A 19,890-nucleotide genomic window follows, 5' to 3' on the forward strand; every position below is an offset into this window, starting at 1 on the left:
CGCCACCACGGCAGCAAGATCCGCCGTGGTTCGCTGTGGGCTGCGCCACGTCGCGCGACCCCCCGGTGCCGACGTACCACATACGGGAACCAAAGCGGCTCCCTTTTCCGGACATTGACGAACGAAGCGACGAACGCCCGGCTGCGGTACGACGATCGGCCAGCCTACCCCGGACCGTCCGTCACGGAGGGCAGGGGCCGAGGACCGGACCGCCTTCCACAGAGCAGGAAGACCACCGAGCGTTCGCGTTCCGACCAGTCGGAGGTGTCCATTTCGACGGATTGGAGGAGTGCGCATTCGACGGTGTATCCGCCGGCGGCGAGGGCCGCGCCGATGGCCTCCGCCTCGTCGCGCGTGGAGGCATGGGTGACGATGCGCTCCGGCCGGCGGTCGGCGACGGCGGTGACGACCGGCACTCCCCCGCCACCGATGCGTACGACGTCGGGCTCGGGCAGCCGTTCCAGGACGTGCGGTGCCCGCCCGTGCACGACGTCGAGCTGGACGCCGAGGCGGCGTGCCGCGGCTTCGCTGCGACGGCAGGCTTCGGGATCGTTGTCGACCGCGATGACGGCGGCGCCGAAGCGGCCCGCTTCCGCGGCGAGCGCGCCGCTGCCGCAGCCGATGTCCCAGACGAGGTCGCCGGTGCGGGGCCCGAGCCGGGCCAGTTGGGCGGCGCGCAGCCCGGCGAACTCGCCCTCGCCGCGGGTGGGCGCCTCGGCGGGCGGCAGCGCCCAGCCGCGTTCGGCCGGCGGGTAGCCCGGGTCCCGGCCGGCGATCCAGCCACCCGTTCCGGTGAGGGAGGGCGTGCTGCCGGTGCCGCCGATGACGATGACGACGTTGGGGTCGCGCCACATGTGGTCGGCGACCTTGTCGGAGGTGAGGACGGTGACCTGCTCGCGGGCCGTACCCAGTTCCTCGCAGATGACGAAGGTGCGGTGGATGCCGTCGAGCAGCAGCGCCAGTTCGGCGGGGCCGGCGCCCGGAGAGGTGAGGACCGCGACCTTGGTGTGGGCGCGGCACACATTGACGGCGCGGCGCAGCGTGCGGCGGTGTGCGACGACGATCTGGGCGTCGTCCCAGGGCATACCGGCCCGGGCGAAGGCGGTGGCCACGGACGAGACCGCGGGGACGACCTCGACCTCCAGACCGTACTCGGGGGCGCGCAGGGTGCGTACGACGCCGAAGAGGCCCGGGTCGCCGTCGGCGAGGACGACGGCGCTGCCACGGTGCCCGGCGATCCGCCTGGCGGCGAGGCCGACGCTGCCGAGGCGGATGCGCTCGGCGCGGGGCGGGACCTCGGGCAGTGCCAGGTGGTGGGCGGCGCCGGCCACCAGAGTGGCGGCGGACAGGGCGGACCTGGCCGCTCGAGTGAGCGGCGAACCGTCCCAGCCGATCACCGTGACCCGGTCGGCCATCGTCGTCAGTCTCCTGGAATGTCGCAGGTGGGGGCAGTGCCGCGGGTAAGCGTCGCACCGTGAGGGTACCTGGCGGCCGTGTGGAGGGGCCGTGTGGAGGGGCGTCCGGCCGCCCGGGCGGAGTCAGTTCCAGTCGGTGAAGGAGCGGTAGCCGGCCTCGGCCATCCGGTCGGCCTCCAGGTCCTCGGGCAGCAGGCTCCAGACGATGAGGTCGGTGCGGATGTCCGTCCAGCTGCCGGTGCCGTCGTCGGGGCGGGTGCGCGCTATCCAGGCGTTGCGCAGGACACCTTCGCTGATGCAGCCGATCTTCTGCGCCACCTGCTGGGAGGCGGTGTTGTCGGCGGCGGTGCGCAGTTCCATGCGTTCGAACTTCTGGTTGCGGAAGAGCCACTGGGCCACGGCGAGGACGGACTCTGTGGCGTATCCCTCGCCGCGGGCCCAGGGGGCCGTGACGTAGGAGACCTCGGTGGACAGGGCCCGCCAGTCGGTGTTCCGCAGGTGGACGACGCCGACGAGCCGCTGGGTGAGGAACTCCGTGACGGCGAGGACGATGCCGCGGCCCTCCGTCCGCTCGGCAGGAGCGATCCTGCGGACCCAGTCCTCGGCATCGGCGGTCGTGTAGGGGTGGGGCACGGAGGTCCAGGCGGTGACCATGTCGTCGTTCATCATCTCGGTGTGGGCCGCGACGTCGGCGTCCTCGTAGGGGCGCAGCACCAACCGCTCCGTGCTGATGGACACGTCCGGGAAGGTGGTAGTCATGCGCAGCTCCATGCCGAAGACTGTCGATAAATGGTCAAAGCCGTTGGGTTGTCGTAGCCGTAAAGGCACAGCATGCAACATCGGGTGCGGGCTGCGCATGGCCGGGTGGGGTACGACGCGGCCCCGCGCACCTTGGTAGGTGCGCGGGGCCTGCGTCAAGTGGGGCTGCGGGGGCCTTACTTGGCGGCACCGAAGGCGGGGACGACGGATCCGGCGTACGTGTCCTCGATGAACTTCTTCACCTCGGGCGAGCCCAGGAGCTTCACGAGCTTCTGCACCCGCGCGTCGTCCTCGTTGCCCTCCTTGACGGCGAGGAAGTTGGCGTACGGGTTGCCTTCGGCCTTCTCCAGCGCCAGGGAGTCCGTGGCGGGCTTCAGGTCGGCCTCGATGGCGTAGTTGCCGTTGATGACGGCGGCGTCCACGTCGTTCAGGGCGCGGGGCAGCGTCGCGGCCTCGAGCTCCTTGAACTTCAGGCCCTTGGCGTCCGCGATGTCGGAGAGCTTGGCGTCCGTGCCGGCGCCGTCCTTGAGGGTGATGAGGCCGTTGTCGGCGAGCAGCGCGAGCGCGCGGCCCTCGTTGGTCGTGTCGTTGGGGACGGCAACGGTCTGGCCGGCCTTGATGTCCTTGATGCCCTTGGCCTTCTTGGAGTAGAGGCCGAGGGGCTCGAGGTGGACGTCGACGACGGGGACGATCGTCGTCCCGTTCTTCTTGTTGAAGTCGTCCAGGTACGGCTTGTGCTGGAAGAAGTTGGCGTCGACCTGGCCCTGCTGGGTGGCGGTGTTCGGCAGGACGTAGTCGGTGAACTCCTTCACCTCCAGCTTCAGGCCCGCTTCCTTCGCCAGGTTGTCCTTGACGTAGTTCAGGATGTCCGCGTGCGGCGTCGGCGAAGCGGCGACGACGAGGGCCTTGGACGTGTCGCCCTGGGATCCGTCGCCGGCCTGGGCGCCCGGGTCGGAGGCCGTGCCGCAGGCGGTGAGGCCGAGGGCGAGGGCGGCGGTGGCGGCGGCAGCCGCGGTGAACTTGATGTTGCTACGCACGAAAAGTGCCTCTTTCTGGTGGTGGTACGTCGCCCGGACAAGGAGTGCGGGCCGTGTGGGGACAGAGCCGGGGGTTCAGCCTGCGGCGCGTCCGCGGCGGGCCAGGAGCCGTACGACGCCGTCGCCGACGAGCTGCACGATCGTCACGAGGGCGATCAGGATCACGACCGTGACGAGCATGAACTGCGTCTCGAAGCGCTGGAATCCGTAGGTGACGGCCTTGGAACCGAGGCCTTCGCCGCCGACCGCGCCCGCCATCGCCGAGTAGCCGACGAGGACGATCACGGTGGTGGTGACGGCGGAGACGAGTGAGGGCAGGGCCTGCGGTAGCAGCACCTTGCGCACGACGGTGGGGACGGAGCCGCCCATTGCCAGGACCGCTTCGACGAGTCCGTGGTCGACCTCTCGGATCGCGGTCTCGACCAGCCGGGCGAAGAAGGGGATGGCGCCGACGGCGAGCGGCACGATCATCGCGGTGGGGCCGATGAAGGTGCCGACGACAAGGGTGGTGAAGGGGATCAGCGCGATCAGCAGGATGATGAACGGCAGCGAGCGGCCGATGTTCACGATCACGCCGACGACTTTGTTCACCGGCGTGTTCTGCAGCAGTCCGCCCTTGTCGGTGAGGACGAGCAGCACACCGAGCGGCAGCCCGCCGGCGACGGTGACGACGGTGGACCACAGAACCATGTAGAGGGTGTCGACGGTGCCCTGGCTCAGCAGGGGCTGCATCTCGGACCAGGTCACTTCGCGACCTCCTTGACCGGCGCGGGGCTGTTCTGCGCCGGGACGGCCACGTCCTCGGCGTCGAGGACGTCGATCTGCAGACCCTGCTCGCGCAGGAAGCCGACGGGGACGACGTTCTCCTCGTAACGGCCGGGGAGTTCGATGCGCATCCGGCCGATCTGGCGGCCGCCGACGGTGTCCATCGCGGCACCCAGGATCGATATGTCGATGTTGTAGGTGCGCGACAGCTGGGAGATGACCGGCTGGGTGGCGGCCTCGCCGTGGAAGGTGACGTCGACGACGGTGCGGTCGGGGCCGGACGCCTCGCCACCCACAGGGAAGAGCTCGTGGGCCAGCTCGGAGCCCGGCGTCGCGAGCAGTTCGCTCACCGTCCCGGATTCGACGATCTTCCCCTTCCTCATCAGGGCGGCCGAGTCGCAGATCGTCTTGACGACGTCCATCTCGTGCGTGATCAGCAGGACCGTGAGTCCGAGCTGCCGATTGAGGTCACGCAGCAGCTGGAGGATCGAGCGGGTGGTCTCCGGGTCGAGGGCGCTGGTCGCCTCGTCGGACAGCAGCACCTTGGGGTCGCCGGCAAGCGCGCGGGCGATGCCGACGCGCTGCTTCTGACCGCCGGAGAGCTGCCCCGGGTAGGTCTTGGCCTTGTCGGCGAGGCCCACCAGGTCGAGGAGTTCCAGGGCCTTGCGGGAGCGCAGGGCGCCGGGAACGCCGAGGATCTCCAGGGGCAGTTCGACGTTGTCCTTGACCGTGCGCGAGGACAGCAGGTTGAAGTGCTGGAAGACCATGCCGATGCGGCTGCGTGCCTCACGCAGTTCCCCGGAGGCCCGCCGGTTGCGTCCAGCCAGGGCGGTGAGGTCCTCACCGGCGACGGTCACGGTGCCGGAGGTAGGGCGCTCGAGGAGGTTGACGCAGCGGATCAGCGAGGACTTTCCGGCGCCGCTCTGTCCGATGACTCCGAAGACCTCGCCCTCACGGACGTGCAGATCGACGCCGTCCAGAGCGGTGACCTCGCGGCCGCCTCGCGACTGGTAGACCTTGGTAAGGCCCGTAGTGGTGATCACAGGGGTTTCCGTCACTGTCGAGTGCACGACGAAGGTGTCCGCCGGGCACGGGGCGTTTCGGTTCCGACGCGGCACGGCTGGTTCGGCTGGGTGGCCGGGGCAACGCGTGCGCGGGGCAGGCTCGGTCCGAGGCGTTTCTGATCTCCGGGGACGGTCGGACGCGGCGCGGCTGTCGGTCTCGCTTCGGGGCGCGAGGCTCAGGCAGGGGCCCTCAGATGGCGCACATTCGACACATACAACGAGCACCGGGCGTCGTGTTCGCCTCGGTCGCAAGGGTGCGGCTGCTCGTCGTGGTCATGGCTGCAAGTAAAACAGACAGGCCGATCGGCACTGGGTTCGTGTCCGTATAGCGGACAGGAGGACTGCGCTATACGGACAGTTCACTCCCCCGCGGTGATCTCGACGCCCTCCGGTGTGACCAGCGCGGACACGGCGGAGAGGTCCGGTACGACGATGTCTGCGGTGAGTTCGGCACGGGTGTGGGTTGTGGTCAACGCCACGGTGCGCATGCCGGCCGCTCGTCCGGCGGTGAGCCCCGCGGGGGCGTCCTCGAAGACGACGCAGCGGGCGGGATCGACGCCGAGCATGCGGGCCGCGAGCAGGAACGGCTCGGGGTCGGGCTTGCCGCGGGTGACGTCGTCGGCGGCGACCGTCATCTTGGGCCGTACGCCGACCTCGGCGAGCCGGGCCTCGGCGAGCCGCCGGGTGGCGGAGGTGACCACGGCCCACCGCTCCGGCGGCAGCTGCGCGAGCAGGCGGAGCGTGCCGGGCAGCGCCACCACTCCCTGGGCGACGTCCTCCACCTCGAGGTGCTCGATACGGGCAACCGCCTCGGGGACGAGGCGCGCGGGCAGCAGGTCGGCGGCTATCTCCGCGGCCGGGCGGCCGTGCAGTTCGACGCGGGCGAACGCGTCGGCGGTGATGCCGTACTCGCCGGCCCATCGGGTCCAGCAGCGGTTCACCGATTCCAGGGAGGAGACGAGCGTTCCGTCGTTGTCGAACAGCAGGGCTTCGGCGTGCAGCTTCATGCTCCCGACCCTAGGCTTCGGGTCCTTCCCGCCTTGCGCCGGGGCCGCGCGCATCGCGGCCTTTGGCCCGTAATACCCTCGGGCCCATGCTTGACGCCCTGACGGTCGCGGTCGGTGTGGCCGCGCTCGCCCTCGCCTCGTGGTGCGGCCTCGCCGCCTATCGGGACCAGCCCACCAAGGACTGGCACTTCATCGGCATGGCCGTGGTGACGGTACTGGCGGTGGCGCAGCTCGTCGTCGGCATCGTGCAGCTGGCGCGGGGCGAGGAACCGGACCAGGGCACCGCGATCTTCCTGTCGTATCTGATCGGCTCGGCCCTCGCGGTACCGGCGGCCGGGTTCCTGTCGCTGGCGGAGCGGACCCGCTGGGGATCCGCGACGGTCGCGGCCGGCGCGGTGGTGCTGGCCGTGCTCGAAGTACGGCTCCACGACATCTGGGGAGGCTGACGATGGCCAAGGCCGCCGCGAAGGAGAGGCGGACGAAGCTGGTCGAGGGCCCCGGGCTGCTGCTGGTCTGGCTCTACGGTGTGATGTCCGTCGGCGCCGTGTCCCGGTCGGTGTACCAGATCATCGACGACTTCGGCAGCGCGCCGCTCGCTCATGTGCTGTCGGCCGTCGCGGCCGTCGTGTACGCGTTCATCACCTACACGCTGGTGCGGGGCGGAGAGACCGCCCGCAAGGCGGCGCTGGTGTGCTGCGCCGCCGAGCTGGCGGGCGTCCTGGTCGTGGGGACATGGACGGTACTGGAGCCGTCGGCGTTCCCGGACTCGACGGTGTGGTCGGAGTACGGGATGGGCTACCTCTTCATCCCGGTGCTGCTGCCGGTGACCGGGATGCTCTGGCTGCGGCGCTCCCGGTCGTCCTGAACCACGCGGGCGCCCCGAGCCCGGGCGGCGCGGAGGCGACCACCGACGAGGCCCGCCGCTCGGGCGCCCGCGACGTACCTCGGGCGCCCGGGACGTACGGGCTCAGGCGCTGGCGACGTACGAACCGGCCTCCGAGACCTTCTCCAGCGTGACCAGCGTCAGCCGCGGCCCCACCTGCTCACGGGAGACCGGGACATAGCCGCGGCTGCGGTACAGCCGCAGATTGCTCTCACTGCGGTGCCCGGTGAACAGCTGGAACCGCTTGGCGGCCGGGTCCCCCGCGAAGCGCTCCTCGATCGCGTCGAGCAGCCGGCCGCCCAGGCCGTGCCGCTGCATCCGCGGATGGACGATGAGCTTGGCGATACGGGCCGTCCCGGTCTCGTCGATCCTGGCACGCACCGAGGCGACGACCTCGTCCCCGAGCCTCGCCACGAGCGCGGGGCCCTGGGTGAGCTCGGCACGGAGGTCGGCGAGCGACTGGGTCAGCGGCTCGATGCCGTAGTCGCCATAGAGCTCGGCCTCTGTCTGATAGCACAGATACTGCAGCTTGAGGATGTGCTCCGCGTCGGCCTCCGCCGCCGCCGAGATGGTCACGCTCATGCCCATGTGCGCACGCCTCCCGCTCACCTGCCACCGCCGGTTGTCTACCGCTCCTTTCCCAGATGTTCAGGAGCTGCAACCTCTGCCGCCAGCATTCTGCGCAGACATCCCAGGCATCGGGAACGCATCGGCCCCAGACTTCCTTGTGAGATACCCAACGTCCCTGCGATTTCCCGGTAGGTGGGGTCGTGCGGCGACAACATCGCAGTCAGCAGCCGGGGACAGTTCCCGGGGGTACGGGCGACGGCTGCCCTGAGGGAGCGGCGGCGCTCGTTGCGGAGGGCGGTGCGCTCCGGGCTGCCCGTGGCGTCGGCGCAGGGGTCGTGGCGGTAGGGGAGTTCACGCCAGGCCGTGCGGCGGGCGCGGCGCGCCTCCGCCCGTACGGCCTTCCTGACCCAGCGGGCGGCGTCGTCCGGCGGCCCGTCGCCGCCGAGCTGTTCCAGGAGCCGTACCCATACGGCCTGTTCGAGGTCGCCCGCTTCGATCGCGGCGGCGGGCGCTTCCGCTGTCGCCTCCGCGCTCACCAGTGCCTGGAGGGCGCCGACGACCTGGCCGGAGACGGCTGTTTCTCGGGATGCGGTCATGCCGGGCGGGACGGCGCCGGGCCGGGCTCCGGTTGCCCGGACCCGACGCCGTCACCCGTACGGGGGTGCCGCGGACACCGCGTTCCGGTGTCCGCGGCGGTGACGAGCCGTCAACCGCACACGTCCACCGGAGTTGACGCTCCGGCGGCGGGCTCAGCGGCCGGCGTCGGCTGCCGCCAGCAGGCCGGTGTCGGGGTTGTCGGTGAAGATGCCGTCGATGCCCGTGGCGAAGTACGCCCGGTACGCGCCGAAGACGTCGCCGTAGGCGTTCGGGTCCGTGCCGCGCCGGAAGTCGGCGGGGAGGAAGGTGTTCTCGTTGCGCATCGTGTACGGGTGCAGGACCAGGCCGCGGGCGTGGGCGTCCCGCACCAGCGTCGTGGGCTCGGTGAGCCGGCCGTCCGCGTCCTTGGGGATGACGAGGTCCAGCAGCGGGCCGATGCCCTGGGCGAATCCCGCGATCCAGTCCAGGCCCTCGGGCGTGATCAGGTCGGCGACCGTGCGCGGGTCGCCCGCCTCGCGGAAGTCCCACGGGCGGTCGTCCGGCGTCCACAGCAGGACGACGCGCGGGGTGCCCACCAGGCGGGCCATCCGCTCCATGCTCGTCGGCTCGAAGGACTGCAGGAACGTCGGGGAGTCCGCGCGGTGCCGCCCGTAACGGCGCAGCAGCTTCGCCAGCCGCTCCTCCAGGCCGAGCCCGATGCTCCGGAAATAGCTGGGGTGCTTGGTCTCGACGTAGAGCCACACGGGGCGGCCGCGGCGGCGGCCCTCCTTCTCGGCCCACTTCAGGACCTCCTCGAAGGTGGGCACGGTCCAGCGGCCGTCGTAGAGGGTGTTCTCCTGGCGGGTGCCCGGGATCCGCTCCTTGGCGCGCAGTGTCTTCAGCTCGGCGAGCGTGAAGTCCTCGGTGAACCAGCCGGTGAGGCTGACACCGTCGACGGACTTGGTGGTCCTGCGGGAGGCGAACTCGGGGTGGTCGGCGACGTCCGTCGTACCGGTGATGTCGTTCTCGTGACGGCATACGAGATGGCCGTCCTTGGTCGGCACCAGGTCCTGCTCGATGACGTGCGCGCCCACGTCGAGGGCGAACTGGTACGCGCCCATGGTGTGCTCGGGCCGGTAACCGCTCGCACCGCGGTGGGCGATCACCGTGGGCACGGGCAGCTCCCAGCGGTCCTTGCCGGACGGACGGCCGGCGCCCTGGCGCTCGTCCGCCCGCGCCGTCGCCGCACCCGCGCCGATCCCGAGCGCTGCGGTGGTCACGACCGCGGCTCCCAGCACGCTGCGGCGCGCCGGACTGCTGCTCGAACCCTGTGTCATGAAACGTTCCTCCATGTGATGTTCGTGCGATGTTCGTGTGATGTCGCGCACCTGCCGAGCGACGCCCGATGGTAGGCAGTTACGTCTTACCTGCGGCAGACCCTGCACGAACACCGTGGGAACGCGCATCAACACGGCGTATCTCCTGTGTGACCCGATGTGCGATCGGGCATGACCCGCGAGTATCGTCCTCACCTGCAAAGACTTCACCGGCCATAACCGTCCGTCCCATGACACCGGAGGACCCGTTGTCCCGCTTGACGCTCATCAAGGCAGTGCTGGGGCCGATCCTGCGCCTGATGTTCCGCCCGCGTGTGGAAGGCGCGGAGAACATCCCCGGGGACGGGGCGGTGATTCTCGCCGGGAACCACCTCACCTTCATCGACTCGATGATCCTCCCGCTGGTCTGCGACCGCCCGGTGTACTTCATCGGCAAGGACGAGTACGTCACGGGCAAGGGCCTCAAGGGCCGCGCGATGGCCTGGTTCTTCACCGGCTGCGGCATGATCCCGGTCGACCGCGACGGCGCCAACGGCGGTGTGGCGGCGCTGATGACGGGCCGCCGGGTGCTGGAGGAGGGCAAGATCTTCGGCATCTACCCGGAGGGCACCCGCTCCCCCGACGGCCGGCTCTACCGCGGCCGTACCGGCATCGCCCGCCTCACCCTGATGACCGGCGCGCCGGTCGTCCCGTTCGCCGTCATCGGCACCGACAAGCTCCAGCCGGGCGGCGCAGGCCTGCCCCGGCCGGGCCGGGTGACGCTCCGCTTCGGCGAGCCGATGGAGTTCTCGCGCTACGAGGGGATGGACCGGGACCGGTATGTGCTGCGGGCGGTGACGGACTCCGTGATGACGGAGGTCATGCGACTGTCGGGGCAGGAGTACGTGGACATGTACGCGACCAAGGCGAAGGCCGCGTAGCGGTTCCGCTGCGCGGAGCCTGACCCCTACCCGCCCCTTCCCGAAACCGGGGGCTCCGCCCCCGGTTTCGGGAAGGGGCGGGTAGGGAACAGCCCGCCGCAGGCGTCGCGCACCCGCAGGCGCGCCCCCGCCGTCGTCAGTGGTCGACCGTGTCCGCCAGCTTCTGGCCGCGCAGCAGGACCCACGCCGCCACCGCCGTTGCCAGCAGCACCACCGCTCCCGCGCCCGCCGCGAGCCGCAGGCCGTCGACGAACGCCTCCTGCGCGGCGCCGAGCAGTGCCTCCGCCCGTGCGGGACCGAGCACCGCGGATGCCTCCACCGCGCCGCCGAGCGACTCGTGGGCGGCCGAGGCAACGCTCTCCGGCGTGCCGTCCGGTGCGCTGAAGCCGCGGTAGACGCCGGTCACGATCGAGCCCAGCAGGGCGATGCCGAGTGCCGCTCCCAGCTCGTAGGCGGTCTCGGAGACCGCGGAGGCGGCACCCGCCTGTTCCTTGGGGACGCTGGAGAGGATCACGTCCGCGGTGACCGTGAACGAGAACCCCGCGCCCGCGCCGACGACCAGCAGCGCCGCGCCGAGCAGCGGGTAGCCGGTCGTCCTGCCGAGCAGCGTCAGGACGGCGAGGGAAAGCCCGACCGCCGCGAGGCCGCCCGCGACCACCGCCCGTACGGAGTAGCGGCGGGCGACCCTGCCGGCCACCAGACCGGTCGCCACCGCGCCGATCGCCGCGGGCAGTTCGGCCAGTCCCGCCTCGAACGGCGCACGGCCCTGGACGAGCTGCAGGAACTGGGACAGGAAGAACACGAGCCCCGACAGGCCGAGGATGGTAAGCAGGTCGGCGAGCACCGCGGCCGAGAAACCCCGGTGGCGGAACAGCCGCATGTCGAGAAGCGGTGTGCTCAGCGTGAGCTGCCGCCGGACGAATCCGTGGAGACCGGCGACACCGATGAGAGCCGCCGCGCCCGCCTCCCAGCTCACCCCGTGGCCGGCCGCCTCCTTGATCGCGTAGACGACGGCGACCATGCCGACGAGGGACAGGGCCACACTGGCCAGGTCCCAGGGACCGGTGACGTGGTTCTTCGACTCGGGCAGGAGCTTGACGCCGACGACGACGAGGACCGCCATCACGGGCAGGTTGATCAGGAAGACCGAGCCCCACCAGAAGTGCTCCAGCAGGAACCCGCCGACGACGGGTCCGACGGCGGCGCCGGCCGAGGCCATCGCGCCCCATATGCCAATGGCGAGACTGCGTTCCCTGGGGTCGTGGAAGATGTTGCGGATCAGCGCCAGGGTGGACGGCATCAGGGTCGCGCCGGCGACGCCGAGCAGCGCCCGCGCAAGGATCATCGTCTCGGGCGTGGTGGCGTACGCGTTGAGAACGGAGACTGCGCCGAAGGCGACGGCGCCGGTCAACAGCAGCTTCTTGCGGCCGATCCGGTCGCCGAGGCTGCCCATGGAGACGAGCAGGCCGGCGATGACGAACGAGTAGACGTCACCGATCCACAGCAGCTGTGCGCCTGTCGGCTTCAGGTCCTCGCTGAGGAACGGGGTCGCGAGACCGAGGACGGTCGCGTCGACGGCCACCAGCAGAACGGCGAGGACCAGGACGGCGAGCGCCAGCCAGCGCCCGGGGCGGTACACGGTCTCGTCCGTCCCGCTCGTGGGCTGGACGGTGCTGGTCATTTGTCCACTCTCCGTACGGCGCCGCCGAGCAGTAGCTCGACGGTCATGTGCTGGAAGTCCTTCTTGGCGACGCGGCCGTCCATGACGGCCCAGGCGCAGGAGGCGATGAGGGCGTAGAGCGCCTCGGTCAGCCAGGCCGGTGTCAGGTCGATCCGGAACTCGCCCTGCTCCTGGCCGCGCCGGAACAGGTCACAGACGCGGGCGTCGAGACGGGCCCAGCCCTCGTTGATCTCGTCGCCCTCGAAGAGCTGGCTCTCGTTGTAGAGGAAGGCGAGCAGGTCGGCGGCCGGTTCCATCTCGCCGATGAGCCGGCGCAGTGCGTGGCTCGCGTCGCCGTCGTCGAGGCGCGCCGCGTCGAGCGCGGCCTCGAACTCCTGGATGCCGAACTCTTCCAGTGCTCTGACCAGCGCATCCCGGCCGGCGAAGTGCCGGTGCAGGGTGGCTCGGCCGATCCCCGCGGCCCGGGCGACCTCGTCCATGGTGGCGGTCGACCTGCGGGCGAGGAGGGCGGCGGCGGTGCGGAGCACATGTTCTCGATCCATGGCCATGAGACGACTATAGACTATGTGAGACATCACTGTCTCATTCAGGACCCGGACGTCTCCTTACCGCAGGTCCCGAGGCTGCACCATCTGCGTCGCCCGCTGTGGTCCGGGAACAGCCAGCCGCAGCCCTTCCCCGGACAGGCGCGGACGGTGAATCGCCGCGGGTCGCCCAGCAGCTCCGAGGCGCTGCGGGCCACAGCGAGGACCGGCAGCCGCAGACCGGCGGACGGCGACAGCCGCCAGCGGCCGAGCCGGTCCTCGCCGCGGACGAACACGGACACCTTCGCGGCGTCCTCCGCGGCATCGGCCACCGCCTTGAACGCCCGCCCGTCCTGCGGATCGGTCAGACAGGCGTACAGCCGCGCACGGAGCTCCCGTCCCTCCTCCAGGACCGCGTTCGCCTCCTGCGGACGCTGCCGCGCCTGCTTGAGCAGCCCGGCCACCAGCCAGTTTTCCGCGAGGTCCAGATGCCCGGCCCACACGGCGAGGGTGCGGTAGGTGCGCAGCCACTCGGAGCCGGGCCGCGGCAGGCTGTTCCAGCCGGCATAGGTGTTGCAGAACTCGAGGGCCGGCTCGCCGCTCGTGCTCCACGGCAGCCATTCCTCGCCCACCCGCACCGCGTACACGGGCGGAGCCGGCCGGTTCAGCCGCGGGTCGCCGCGCAGGATGCGGTCGTGCAGGGTGCTCAGCCGGTCGCCGGGCTCGATGCCCAGGCGGGTCACGAGTGCCGTGCGGGTGGCACGGTACAGCTCCAGCGCCTCCGCCTGCCGTCCACTGCGATACAGGCCCGTCATCTGCGCCGCGACCAGCCGCTCCCGGCCCGGGTGCGCACCGGCGAGGGGTGTCAGGTCGGCCACGACCCGGTCGTGCGCGCCGAGTTCGAGCTGGGCCTCCGCGCGCTGCTCCAACGCGGACAGCCGCAGTTCGCCGAGCGGCCCGCCCAGCCGTTCGCGCAGACGGTCGTCGGCGTCGTCGGCCAGCAGCGGCCCTCGCCAGAGCGCGAGGGCCCTGTCGTACAGGCGTACGCGCTCCGCGCCGTCGCCGGCGCTCCCGGCACGGCGGACGAGCTCTGTGAAGTCCTGGGCGTCGATCGTGTGTCCGCCCGGGTCGAGGACATAGCCGTCGTGCCGGGTGTCGACGCGCAGCCCGTACGGACGCAGCCGGGCCCGGAGCCGGCCGATGTAGGTGTGGACGGTGCCGCGCGCGGAGGCGGGCGGGCCGCCGTCCCACAGCAGGTCGATGATGCGTCCGGTGGTCACCACCCGGCCCGCTCCCAGCAGCAGGGCCGACAGCAGACAGCGTTCCTGGCGGCGGGTTCCCGTCAGGACCCGCTCTCCTTCGTGACGGGCCTCGAACGGGCCCAGCAGCTGGAACTCCATGGCACCGGCGAGCCTAACCGGCGGCATCACCGGTGCCCAGGCGGTGGTGAGAGCGTGGTCAGACGCCGGGGTCACGCTCTGTCCGAGACAGTCGGCCCCGGACTCCAGGAGTGATGACATGCGACGCACCTTTGTTGCCCTGACGGCAGTTGCCGCCACCGCGCTGACGGGCGCGGCTCCGGTCTCGGCCGCGGAGCCCGTCCCCGCACCCGCCCCCGCCCTCGGCCTCGGTCTCGGCTGGGAGCCGGCGCCGTCCGCGCCCTGGGACGTCGCCGCGGGGCTGCGCTGCGACTTCGCCATCCACGGCGAACAGATCGTCGACGAGGTGGTGAAGCGCGTACTGAGCACCCACCCGGACGGTTCGCCGAATCTCGTCGCGTACAAGGGTGACCTGGTCGTACGGGTCACCAACAAGGACACGGGCGCCGCCTACGATGCGGACGCGAGCGGCACCGCGGTCGTCGACTACCGCAGCGACGGCTCCCAGTTCTGGTCGGTGCTGGGACCGGTTCTCGTCGGGGTCGGGGAGGACGCCGGCAATCTGGAGCGGGGCCTGTACATCATCGACGGCGTGTACACCCTGGACATCAGCTCGTCCGGCTACAAGACCGTGACCATGGCCCACGGGACGACGACGGACATCTGCGACCAGATCGACTGAGCCGTACACGGCGTCGCTTCGCGACGAGTCGGAGGAGGTGGTCGGAGGAGGAGGTCGTCCGTTCACTGCGGACGACCTCAGAGGCAAAAAAGCACACACACTCCTTGCCACTCTCAACTTATAGCGCACCGGGGGCCTTGCTACAAGGCCCCGGTGGTACCGCAGAATTGCCCGCCTGAGCCAGGGACCTGCGGAAATGGGAGCCACACAGTGCGTGTGTTGTTGTCGACGTACGGGTCGCGCGGGGATGTCGAACCGCTCGTGGGACTCGCGGTGCGGTTGCGGGCACTCGGCGCCGAGGTGCGGGTGTGCGCGCCGCCGGACGAGGACTTCGCGCAGCGGCTGGCCGGTGTCGGCGTGCCGCTGGTGCCGGCCGGCCCGTCGGCGCGTTCGCTGACGAAGGCGGCGCCGCCGCCCCCGTCCCTGCCCGAGCGCGCGGCCCGGCTGATCGCCGGTCAGCTCGACGCGGTCACCGCGGCAGCCGGGGGATGCGATGTGCTGGTGGCGACCGGTGTGCTGCCCGCCGCGGCCGCCGCGCTCTCGGTGGCCGAGAAACTGGGCATCCGCTCCGTGTCCGTGACCTTCCAGCAGCTCACTCTGCCGTCGCCGCACCGCCCGCCGCTCGCGTATCCGGGCCGGCCGCTCCCCCCGGAGGTGACCGACAACCGGGCGCTGTGGGACCTGGACGCCGAGAACGTCAACGCGCTGTTCGGTGAGGGACTCAACCTCCACCGGGCGTCGATCGGCCTGCCGTCCGTGGACAACGTCCGCGACTACGTCCTCGGCGACCGGCCGTGGCTGGCGACGGACCCGGCCCTGGACCCGTGGCGCGGGACGCCGGACCTCGACGTCGTGCAGACCGGCGCGTGGATCCTGCCGGACGAACGCCCGCTGCCGGACGACTTGGAGGCGTTCCTGGACGCCGGGGCACCACCGGTGTACGTGGGTTTCGGCAGCATGCCCATGCACGCGTCGGCGGACGTCGCCCGGGTGGCCGTCGAGGTGGTCCGCGCGCACGGTCACCGCGTGCTCGTCTCCCGCGGCTGGGCCGGCCTTGTCCCGGTCGACGACCGGGACGACTGCTTCGCCGTCGGCGAGGTCAACCACCAGGCCCTGTTCGGCCGGGTGGCCGCCGTCGTGCATCACGGCGGCGCCGGCACCACGACGACGGCCGCCCGGGCCGGTGCGCCTCAGGTGGTGGTGCCCCAGGCGGCCGACCAGCCGTACTGGGCGGGCCGGGTGGCCGAGTTGGGCACCGGCGCGGCACACGACGGCCCGACGCCGACGTTCGAGTCCCTGTCGGCCGCGCTCGGCACCGCCCTGGACCCCGGAACCCGCGTACGGGCCGAGGCCGTGGCCGGCACGATCCGCGCCGACGGGACGACGGTGGCCGCGAAGCTGCTGCTCGACGAAGCCGGCTGAGTACGTCTCCCCGGGTCGACAAGAGCGCCCTGCCCGGCACCGATCCGGACCTGCTGGCCGGCCCGTTCGCGCACGTCGTCGTGGACGAGGCGCAGGAACTGACCGACGGGGAGTGGCAGATGCTGCTGCTCCGGTGCCCGTCCCGGAGCTTCACGATCGTCGGGGACCGCGCCCAGGCCAGGTCCTGACCCCGCCCGGACCGACACCCGCTGCCCGCCCGCCCGGCCGGTACACCGGTGGTGTACCGGCCGGGCGGGCAGCGGCGGCACGGTGGGACGCGGGCTACTTCTGCTTCGCCGAGGCCCAGGCGTGCTGTACCACCAGGTCGGCCTTGACCTCGTTGAGCTGGATCCGGACGGCCGAGGGGGCCGTGCCGCCGCGGCCGTTGCGGGAGGCAAGGGCGCCGGGGACGTCGAGGACGGTGCGGACCTCGGGCGTGAGGTGCTCGGAGATCTTGGCGAACTGCTCGTCCGTGAGCTGGTCCAGCTCGATGCCCTGCTGCTCGCACTCCTTGACGCACTCGCCCGCGACCTCGTGGGCGACACGGAACGGGACGCCCTGCCTGACCAGCCACTCGGCGATGTCCGTGGCGAGCGAGAAGCCGGCCGGGGCGAGTTCCTCCATCCGCTCGCGGTTGACGGTGAGCGTGGCCGTCATGCCGGTGAACGCCGGGAGCAGGACCTCGAGCTGGTCGCAGGAGTCGAAGACCGGCTCCTTGTCCTCCTGGAGGTCACGGTTGTAGGCGAGCGGCAGGGCCTTGAGGGTGGCGAGCAGTCCCGTCAGGTTGCCGATGAGGCGGCCGGACTTGCCGCGGGCGAGCTCCGCGATGTCCGGGTTCTTCTTCTGCGGCATGATCGAGGAGCCGGTGGAGAAGGCGTCGTGGAGGGTGACGAAGGAGAACTCCTTCGTGTTCCAGATGATGATCTCCTCCGCGATCCTCGACAGATTGACGCCGATCATCGCGGTGATGAACGCGAACTCGGCGACGAAGTCCCGCGAGGCCGTGCCGTCGATGGAGTTCCCGGCCGAGCCGCGCTCGAAGCCCAGGTCGGCGGCGACCGCCTGCGGGTCGAGCCCGAGGGAGGACCCGGCGAGCGCGCCGGAGCCGTACGGGGAGACGGCGGTCCGGGCGTCCCACTGCCGCAGCCGCTCCGCGTCCCGGGACAGCGACTGCACATGCGCGAGGACGTGGTGGGCGAAGAGGACGGGCTGCGCGTGCTGGAGGTGCGTACGGCCCGGCATGGCGACGTCCGGGTGTGCCTCGGCGAGAGCGACGAGGGCGTCCTGGAGGTCGGCGATCAGGCCGCCGATGATGCGGGCGTGGTCGCGCAGATACATCCGGAAGAGCGTGGCGACCTGGTCGTTGCGGGACCGGCCGGCCCGGAGCTTGCCGCCGAGGTCGGGACCGAGCCGCTCCAGCAGGCCCCGCTCGAGGGCGGTGTGCACGTCCTCGTCGGCGATGGTGCCGGTGAAGTCACCGGACGCCACGTCCGCTTCGAGCCGGTCGAGTCCGGCGATCATGCGGGTCAGCTCGTCGTCGGTGAGCAGGCCCGCCTTGTTGAGGACACGGGCGTGCGCACGGGAGCCGGCGATGTCGTACGGCGCGAGGCGCCAGTCGAAGTGGACCGACGCGGACAGCTTGGCCAGCGCCTCGGCGGGGCCGTCGGCGAAGCGGCCGCCCCAGAGCCGGACGTCACCGTTGTTGCTGCTCACAGCTGAAACTCCTTGGAGTCCTCAAAGAGGTGGATGTGCGGCCTTCCCCGGGGGTTCCCCGTGGGTGCCTCCACCCCCTCCTTGCGGTGCGGGGGAGGCGGTCTGTACAACGTGTGCGGGTTACGCCGGGTCCCTGTCGGGCTACGCCCGCAGATCCCGCCGCGCGGCGATCTTCTGCGACAGGCCGAAGATCTCGATGAAGCCCTGGGCCTTCGACTGGTCGAAGGTGTCGCCCGAGTCGTAGGTGGCGAGGTTGAAGTCGTACAGCGACGCGTCGGACTTCCGGCCGGTGACGACGGCGCGGCCGCCGTGCAGGGTCATCCGGATGTCGCCGGTGACATGCTGGTTCGCCTCGTCGATGAAGCCGTCCAGGGCCCGCTTGAGCGGGGAGAACCACAGACCGTCGTAGACCAGTTCGCCCCAGCGCTGCTCGACCTGCCGCTTGTAGCGGGCGAGCTCCCGCTCGACGGTGACGTTCTCCAGCTCCTGGTGGGCGGTGATCAGCGCGATGGCGCCGGGCGCCTCGTAGACCTCGCGGGACTTGATGCCGACGAGCCGGTCCTCGACCATGTCGATCCGGCCGATCCCCTGGGCGCCGGCCCGCTCGTTGAGCTGCTGGATCGCCTGCAGGACGGTGACGGGCGTGCCGTCGACGGCGACGGGGACGCCGGCCTTGAAGGAGATGACGACCTCGTCGGCCTCCCGCGGCTCGGCCGGGTTCGAGGTGTACTCGTAGATGTCCTCGATCGGCCCGTTCCAGATGTCCTCCAGGAAGCCGGTCTCGACGGCCCGTCCGAAGACGTTCTGGTCGATCGAGTAGGGCGACTTCTTGGTGGTGGCGATCGAGAGCTGCTTGTCCTCGCAGAAGGCGATCGCCTTGTCCCGGGTCATCGCGTAGTCACGGACCGGGGCGATGCACTTGAGCTCGGGGGCGAGGGCGACGATGCCGGCCTCGAACCGCACCTGGTCGTTGCCCTTTCCGGTGCAGCCGTGGGCGACGGTGGTCGCGCCGTGCTTCCTGGCGGCGGCGACGAGGTGCTTGACGATCGTGGGGCGGGAGAGTGCGGAGACCAGCGGATAGCGGTCCATGTAGAGCGCGTTGGCCTTGATCGCGGGGAGGCAGTACTCCTCGGCGAACTCGTCCTTGGCGTCGGCGACCTCTGCCTCCACCGCACCGCAGGCGAGCGCGCGCTTGCGGATGACGTCCAGGTCCTCGCCACCCTGGCCGACGTCCACGGCGACGGCGATGACCTCGGCGCCCGTCTCCTCGGCGATCCAGCCGATGGCGACGGAGGTGTCCAGTCCGCCTGAGTAGGCGAGTACGACGCGCTCGGTCACGGGTTTCTCCTTACGGTGCATACGCTGATGGGTATAACTATGCAGACCTCTGTATGGTTTGTCAATTGACCGAAAAATCCCCTGGTCAGCCGGGGTCCGGTTGCACGGGTCGCCCCTGCGAGGCCACCCCTTCGAACGCGGGATGCCCGGCCACGGCCGCGGTGCCGGCGGGTGAAACAGCCGTTCGGCCGGATCATGGAGACGCGATAATCCGGCCATGGGAAAAACCTATGAACACATAGACGGCAGACTCCGCAGCTTCATCGAGGCACAACCCGTCTTCTTCACCGCGACCGCGCCCCTGTCGGGCGACGGCACGGTCAACCTCTCCCCCAAGGGCCTCACCGGTTCGTTCGCCGTGCTCGACGAACGGACGGTGGCCTACCTGGACTTCGCAGGAAGCAACGCGGAAACGGTCGCGCACCTGCGCGAGAACGGCCGCATCACGCTGATGTGGTGCGCGTTCCAGGGCCCGCCCAACATCGTGCGGGTGCATGGCCGCGGCGAGCCGGTGTTCCGCGACGACCCGCGTTTCGGGGAACTGCTCACCCACTTCCCCGACATCGATCCGTCCCTGCACGGGCTGCGTGCCGTCATCGTCGTGACCGCCGAACTCGTCCGTGACACCTGCGGTTACGCGGTGCCCCTCATGGCGTACGAGGAGGACCGCGACCTGCACGGCAGGCGTTTCGCGCGGGAGGACGACGCGTCCCTGGGCGGCTACTTCGAGAAGAAGGAGCACATCGCCACGAGCATCGACGGCCTGCCCGGTCTGCCGCTGCCGCTGCCGCCGCTCGACCGGTAGGGCCGGCCGCCCG

Annotated in this window: 20 protein-coding genes; 6 read left to right on the forward strand and 14 right to left on the reverse strand. The window is 70.9% G+C overall.

Features of this window, described 5'->3' with window-relative positions; genetic code table 11:
- Window positions 1-164: 164 nt before the first annotated feature.
- From cbiE to OGH68_RS06475, 6 genes are all read right to left on the reverse strand, one after another.
- Window positions 165-1,415 (reverse strand): precorrin-6y C5,15-methyltransferase (decarboxylating) subunit CbiE, encoded by a 1,251-nt coding sequence (gene cbiE, locus OGH68_RS06450; RefSeq protein WP_264242347.1) that lies wholly within the window; start codon window positions 1,413-1,415, stop codon window positions 165-167.
- 123 nt (window positions 1,416-1,538) lie between these two features.
- Window positions 1,539-2,186 carry a GNAT family N-acetyltransferase gene (locus OGH68_RS06455; RefSeq protein ID WP_264242348.1) on the reverse strand — a complete coding sequence of 216 codons (648 nt, stop codon included), beginning with the start codon at window positions 2,184-2,186 and terminating at the stop codon, window positions 1,539-1,541.
- A 164-nt stretch (window positions 2,187-2,350) separates the two neighbouring features.
- Window positions 2,351-3,211, reverse strand: coding sequence for a MetQ/NlpA family ABC transporter substrate-binding protein (locus OGH68_RS06460; protein ID WP_264242349.1), 861 nt, complete (start codon window positions 3,209-3,211; stop codon window positions 2,351-2,353).
- 75 nt (window positions 3,212-3,286) lie between these two features.
- Entirely contained in the window at window positions 3,287-3,958 is a 672-nt protein-coding gene (locus OGH68_RS06465) for a methionine ABC transporter permease (protein ID WP_264242350.1), read from the reverse strand.
- A complete protein-coding gene (locus OGH68_RS06470) occupies window positions 3,955-5,019 on the reverse strand; it encodes a methionine ABC transporter ATP-binding protein (protein WP_264242351.1) in 1,065 nt (354 codons plus the stop codon). Before OGH68_RS06470 ends, OGH68_RS06465 begins: the two co-directional genes overlap by 4 nt.
- Before the next feature lie 380 nt (window positions 5,020-5,399).
- Window positions 5,400-6,047: an HAD family hydrolase gene (locus OGH68_RS06475; RefSeq protein WP_264242352.1), complete on the reverse strand. Its 648-nt coding sequence runs from the start codon at window positions 6,045-6,047 to the stop codon at window positions 5,400-5,402.
- Between the two features lie 86 nt (window positions 6,048-6,133).
- On the opposite strand from OGH68_RS06475, the gene OGH68_RS06480 reads away from it, so the two are divergent.
- Complete coding sequence (locus OGH68_RS06480; protein WP_264242353.1) at window positions 6,134-6,493, forward strand: hypothetical protein; 360 nt, start codon at window positions 6,134-6,136, stop codon at window positions 6,491-6,493.
- Between the two features lie 2 nt (window positions 6,494-6,495).
- Window positions 6,496-6,912 (forward strand): hypothetical protein, encoded by a 417-nt coding sequence (locus tag OGH68_RS06485; protein WP_264242354.1) that lies wholly within the window; start codon window positions 6,496-6,498, stop codon window positions 6,910-6,912.
- A gap of 102 nt (window positions 6,913-7,014) precedes the next feature.
- Here OGH68_RS06485 and OGH68_RS06490 read toward each other — a convergent pair whose 3' ends face one another.
- The 3 genes from OGH68_RS06490 to OGH68_RS06500 form a co-directional block, all read right to left on the reverse strand.
- Complete coding sequence (locus OGH68_RS06490; RefSeq protein ID WP_264242355.1) at window positions 7,015-7,518, reverse strand: GNAT family N-acetyltransferase; 504 nt, start codon at window positions 7,516-7,518, stop codon at window positions 7,015-7,017.
- Between the two features lie 38 nt (window positions 7,519-7,556).
- Window positions 7,557-8,096 carry a sigma-70 family RNA polymerase sigma factor gene (locus tag OGH68_RS06495; protein WP_264242357.1) on the reverse strand — a complete coding sequence of 180 codons (540 nt, stop codon included), beginning with the start codon at window positions 8,094-8,096 and terminating at the stop codon, window positions 7,557-7,559.
- A 153-nt stretch (window positions 8,097-8,249) separates the two neighbouring features.
- Window positions 8,250-9,413, reverse strand: coding sequence for a glycerophosphodiester phosphodiesterase (locus OGH68_RS06500; RefSeq protein ID WP_264242359.1), 1,164 nt, complete (start codon window positions 9,411-9,413; stop codon window positions 8,250-8,252).
- 230 nt (window positions 9,414-9,643) lie between these two features.
- Between OGH68_RS06500 and OGH68_RS06505 the strand changes: the two genes are divergently transcribed.
- Window positions 9,644-10,333: a lysophospholipid acyltransferase family protein gene (locus tag OGH68_RS06505; RefSeq protein WP_264242360.1), complete on the forward strand. Its 690-nt coding sequence runs from the start codon at window positions 9,644-9,646 to the stop codon at window positions 10,331-10,333.
- Between the two features lie 136 nt (window positions 10,334-10,469).
- Here the strand turns inward: OGH68_RS06505 and OGH68_RS06510 are convergent, their stop codons facing one another.
- From OGH68_RS06510 to OGH68_RS06520, 3 genes are read right to left on the reverse strand one after another with little or no spacing between them, the layout of a single operon-like run.
- Entirely contained in the window at window positions 10,470-12,014 is a 1,545-nt protein-coding gene (locus tag OGH68_RS06510; protein ID WP_264242362.1) for an MFS transporter, read from the reverse strand.
- The gene (locus tag OGH68_RS06515; RefSeq protein ID WP_264242364.1) at window positions 12,011-12,562 is read right to left on the reverse strand and encodes a TetR/AcrR family transcriptional regulator; all 552 of its coding nucleotides are present in this window, start codon (window positions 12,560-12,562) and stop codon (window positions 12,011-12,013) included. The genes OGH68_RS06510 and OGH68_RS06515 overlap by 4 nt, the downstream gene beginning before the upstream one ends.
- Window positions 12,563-12,600: 38 nt before the next feature.
- The gene (locus OGH68_RS06520) at window positions 12,601-13,938 is read right to left on the reverse strand and encodes a BTAD domain-containing putative transcriptional regulator (RefSeq protein WP_264249936.1); all 1,338 of its coding nucleotides are present in this window, start codon (window positions 13,936-13,938) and stop codon (window positions 12,601-12,603) included.
- A gap of 118 nt (window positions 13,939-14,056) precedes the next feature.
- Here OGH68_RS06520 and OGH68_RS06525 point away from each other — a divergent pair, with 118 nt between their 5' ends.
- A complete protein-coding gene (locus tag OGH68_RS06525; RefSeq protein WP_264242365.1) occupies window positions 14,057-14,599 on the forward strand; it encodes a hypothetical protein in 543 nt (180 codons plus the stop codon).
- 216 nt (window positions 14,600-14,815) lie between these two features.
- Window positions 14,816-16,021 carry a glycosyltransferase gene (locus OGH68_RS06530; protein WP_264249938.1) on the forward strand — a complete coding sequence of 402 codons (1,206 nt, stop codon included), beginning with the start codon at window positions 14,816-14,818 and terminating at the stop codon, window positions 16,019-16,021.
- 282 nt (window positions 16,022-16,303) lie between these two features.
- Here OGH68_RS06530 and argH read toward each other — a convergent pair whose 3' ends face one another.
- Both argH and OGH68_RS06540 read right to left on the reverse strand, forming a co-directional pair.
- Window positions 16,304-17,734, reverse strand: a complete 1,431-nt coding sequence (argH, locus tag OGH68_RS06535) for an argininosuccinate lyase (RefSeq protein ID WP_264242366.1) — start codon at window positions 17,732-17,734, stop codon at window positions 16,304-16,306.
- A gap of 141 nt (window positions 17,735-17,875) precedes the next feature.
- Entirely contained in the window at window positions 17,876-19,072 is a 1,197-nt protein-coding gene (locus tag OGH68_RS06540; protein WP_264242367.1) for an argininosuccinate synthase, read from the reverse strand.
- A 217-nt stretch (window positions 19,073-19,289) separates the two neighbouring features.
- On the opposite strand from OGH68_RS06540, the gene OGH68_RS06545 reads away from it, so the two are divergent.
- Window positions 19,290-19,877 carry a pyridoxamine 5'-phosphate oxidase family protein gene (locus OGH68_RS06545; RefSeq protein WP_264242368.1) on the forward strand — a complete coding sequence of 196 codons (588 nt, stop codon included), beginning with the start codon at window positions 19,290-19,292 and terminating at the stop codon, window positions 19,875-19,877.
- The last annotated feature ends 13 nt before the right edge of the window (window positions 19,878-19,890 follow it).

The organism is Streptomyces peucetius (assembly GCF_025854275.1).
Classification (GTDB): Bacteria; Actinomycetota; Actinomycetes; order Streptomycetales; family Streptomycetaceae; genus Streptomyces; species Streptomyces peucetius_A.

Bases quoted from the DNA above. Each gene is read 5' to 3' on its own strand.
- OGH68_RS06510 (WP_264242362.1), bottom strand. From the start codon at position 12,014: ATGACCAGCACCGTCCAGCCCACGAGCGGGACGGACGAGACCGTGTAC.
- cbiE (WP_264242347.1), bottom strand. From the start codon at position 1,415: ATGGCCGACCGGGTCACGGTGATCGGCTGGGACGGTTCGCCGCTCACT.
- OGH68_RS06490 (WP_264242355.1), bottom strand. From the start codon at position 7,518: ATGGGCATGAGCGTGACCATCTCGGCGGCGGCGGAGGCCGACGCGGAG.
- OGH68_RS06545 (WP_264242368.1), top strand. From the start codon at position 19,290: ATGGGAAAAACCTATGAACACATAGACGGCAGACTCCGCAGCTTCATC.
- OGH68_RS06480 (WP_264242353.1), top strand. From the start codon at position 6,134: ATGCTTGACGCCCTGACGGTCGCGGTCGGTGTGGCCGCGCTCGCCCTC.
- OGH68_RS06520 (WP_264249936.1), bottom strand. From the start codon at position 13,938: ATGGAGTTCCAGCTGCTGGGCCCGTTCGAGGCCCGTCACGAAGGAGAG.
- OGH68_RS06515 (WP_264242364.1), bottom strand. From the start codon at position 12,562: ATGGCCATGGATCGAGAACATGTGCTCCGCACCGCCGCCGCCCTCCTC.
- OGH68_RS06525 (WP_264242365.1), top strand. From the start codon at position 14,057: ATGCGACGCACCTTTGTTGCCCTGACGGCAGTTGCCGCCACCGCGCTG.
- OGH68_RS06475 (WP_264242352.1), bottom strand. From the start codon at position 6,047: ATGAAGCTGCACGCCGAAGCCCTGCTGTTCGACAACGACGGAACGCTC.
- OGH68_RS06485 (WP_264242354.1), top strand. From the start codon at position 6,496: ATGGCCAAGGCCGCCGCGAAGGAGAGGCGGACGAAGCTGGTCGAGGGC.
- OGH68_RS06500 (WP_264242359.1), bottom strand. From the start codon at position 9,413: ATGACACAGGGTTCGAGCAGCAGTCCGGCGCGCCGCAGCGTGCTGGGA.
- OGH68_RS06505 (WP_264242360.1), top strand. From the start codon at position 9,644: ATGACACCGGAGGACCCGTTGTCCCGCTTGACGCTCATCAAGGCAGTG.
- OGH68_RS06495 (WP_264242357.1), bottom strand. From the start codon at position 8,096: ATGACCGCATCCCGAGAAACAGCCGTCTCCGGCCAGGTCGTCGGCGCC.
- OGH68_RS06455 (WP_264242348.1), bottom strand. From the start codon at position 2,186: ATGGAGCTGCGCATGACTACCACCTTCCCGGACGTGTCCATCAGCACG.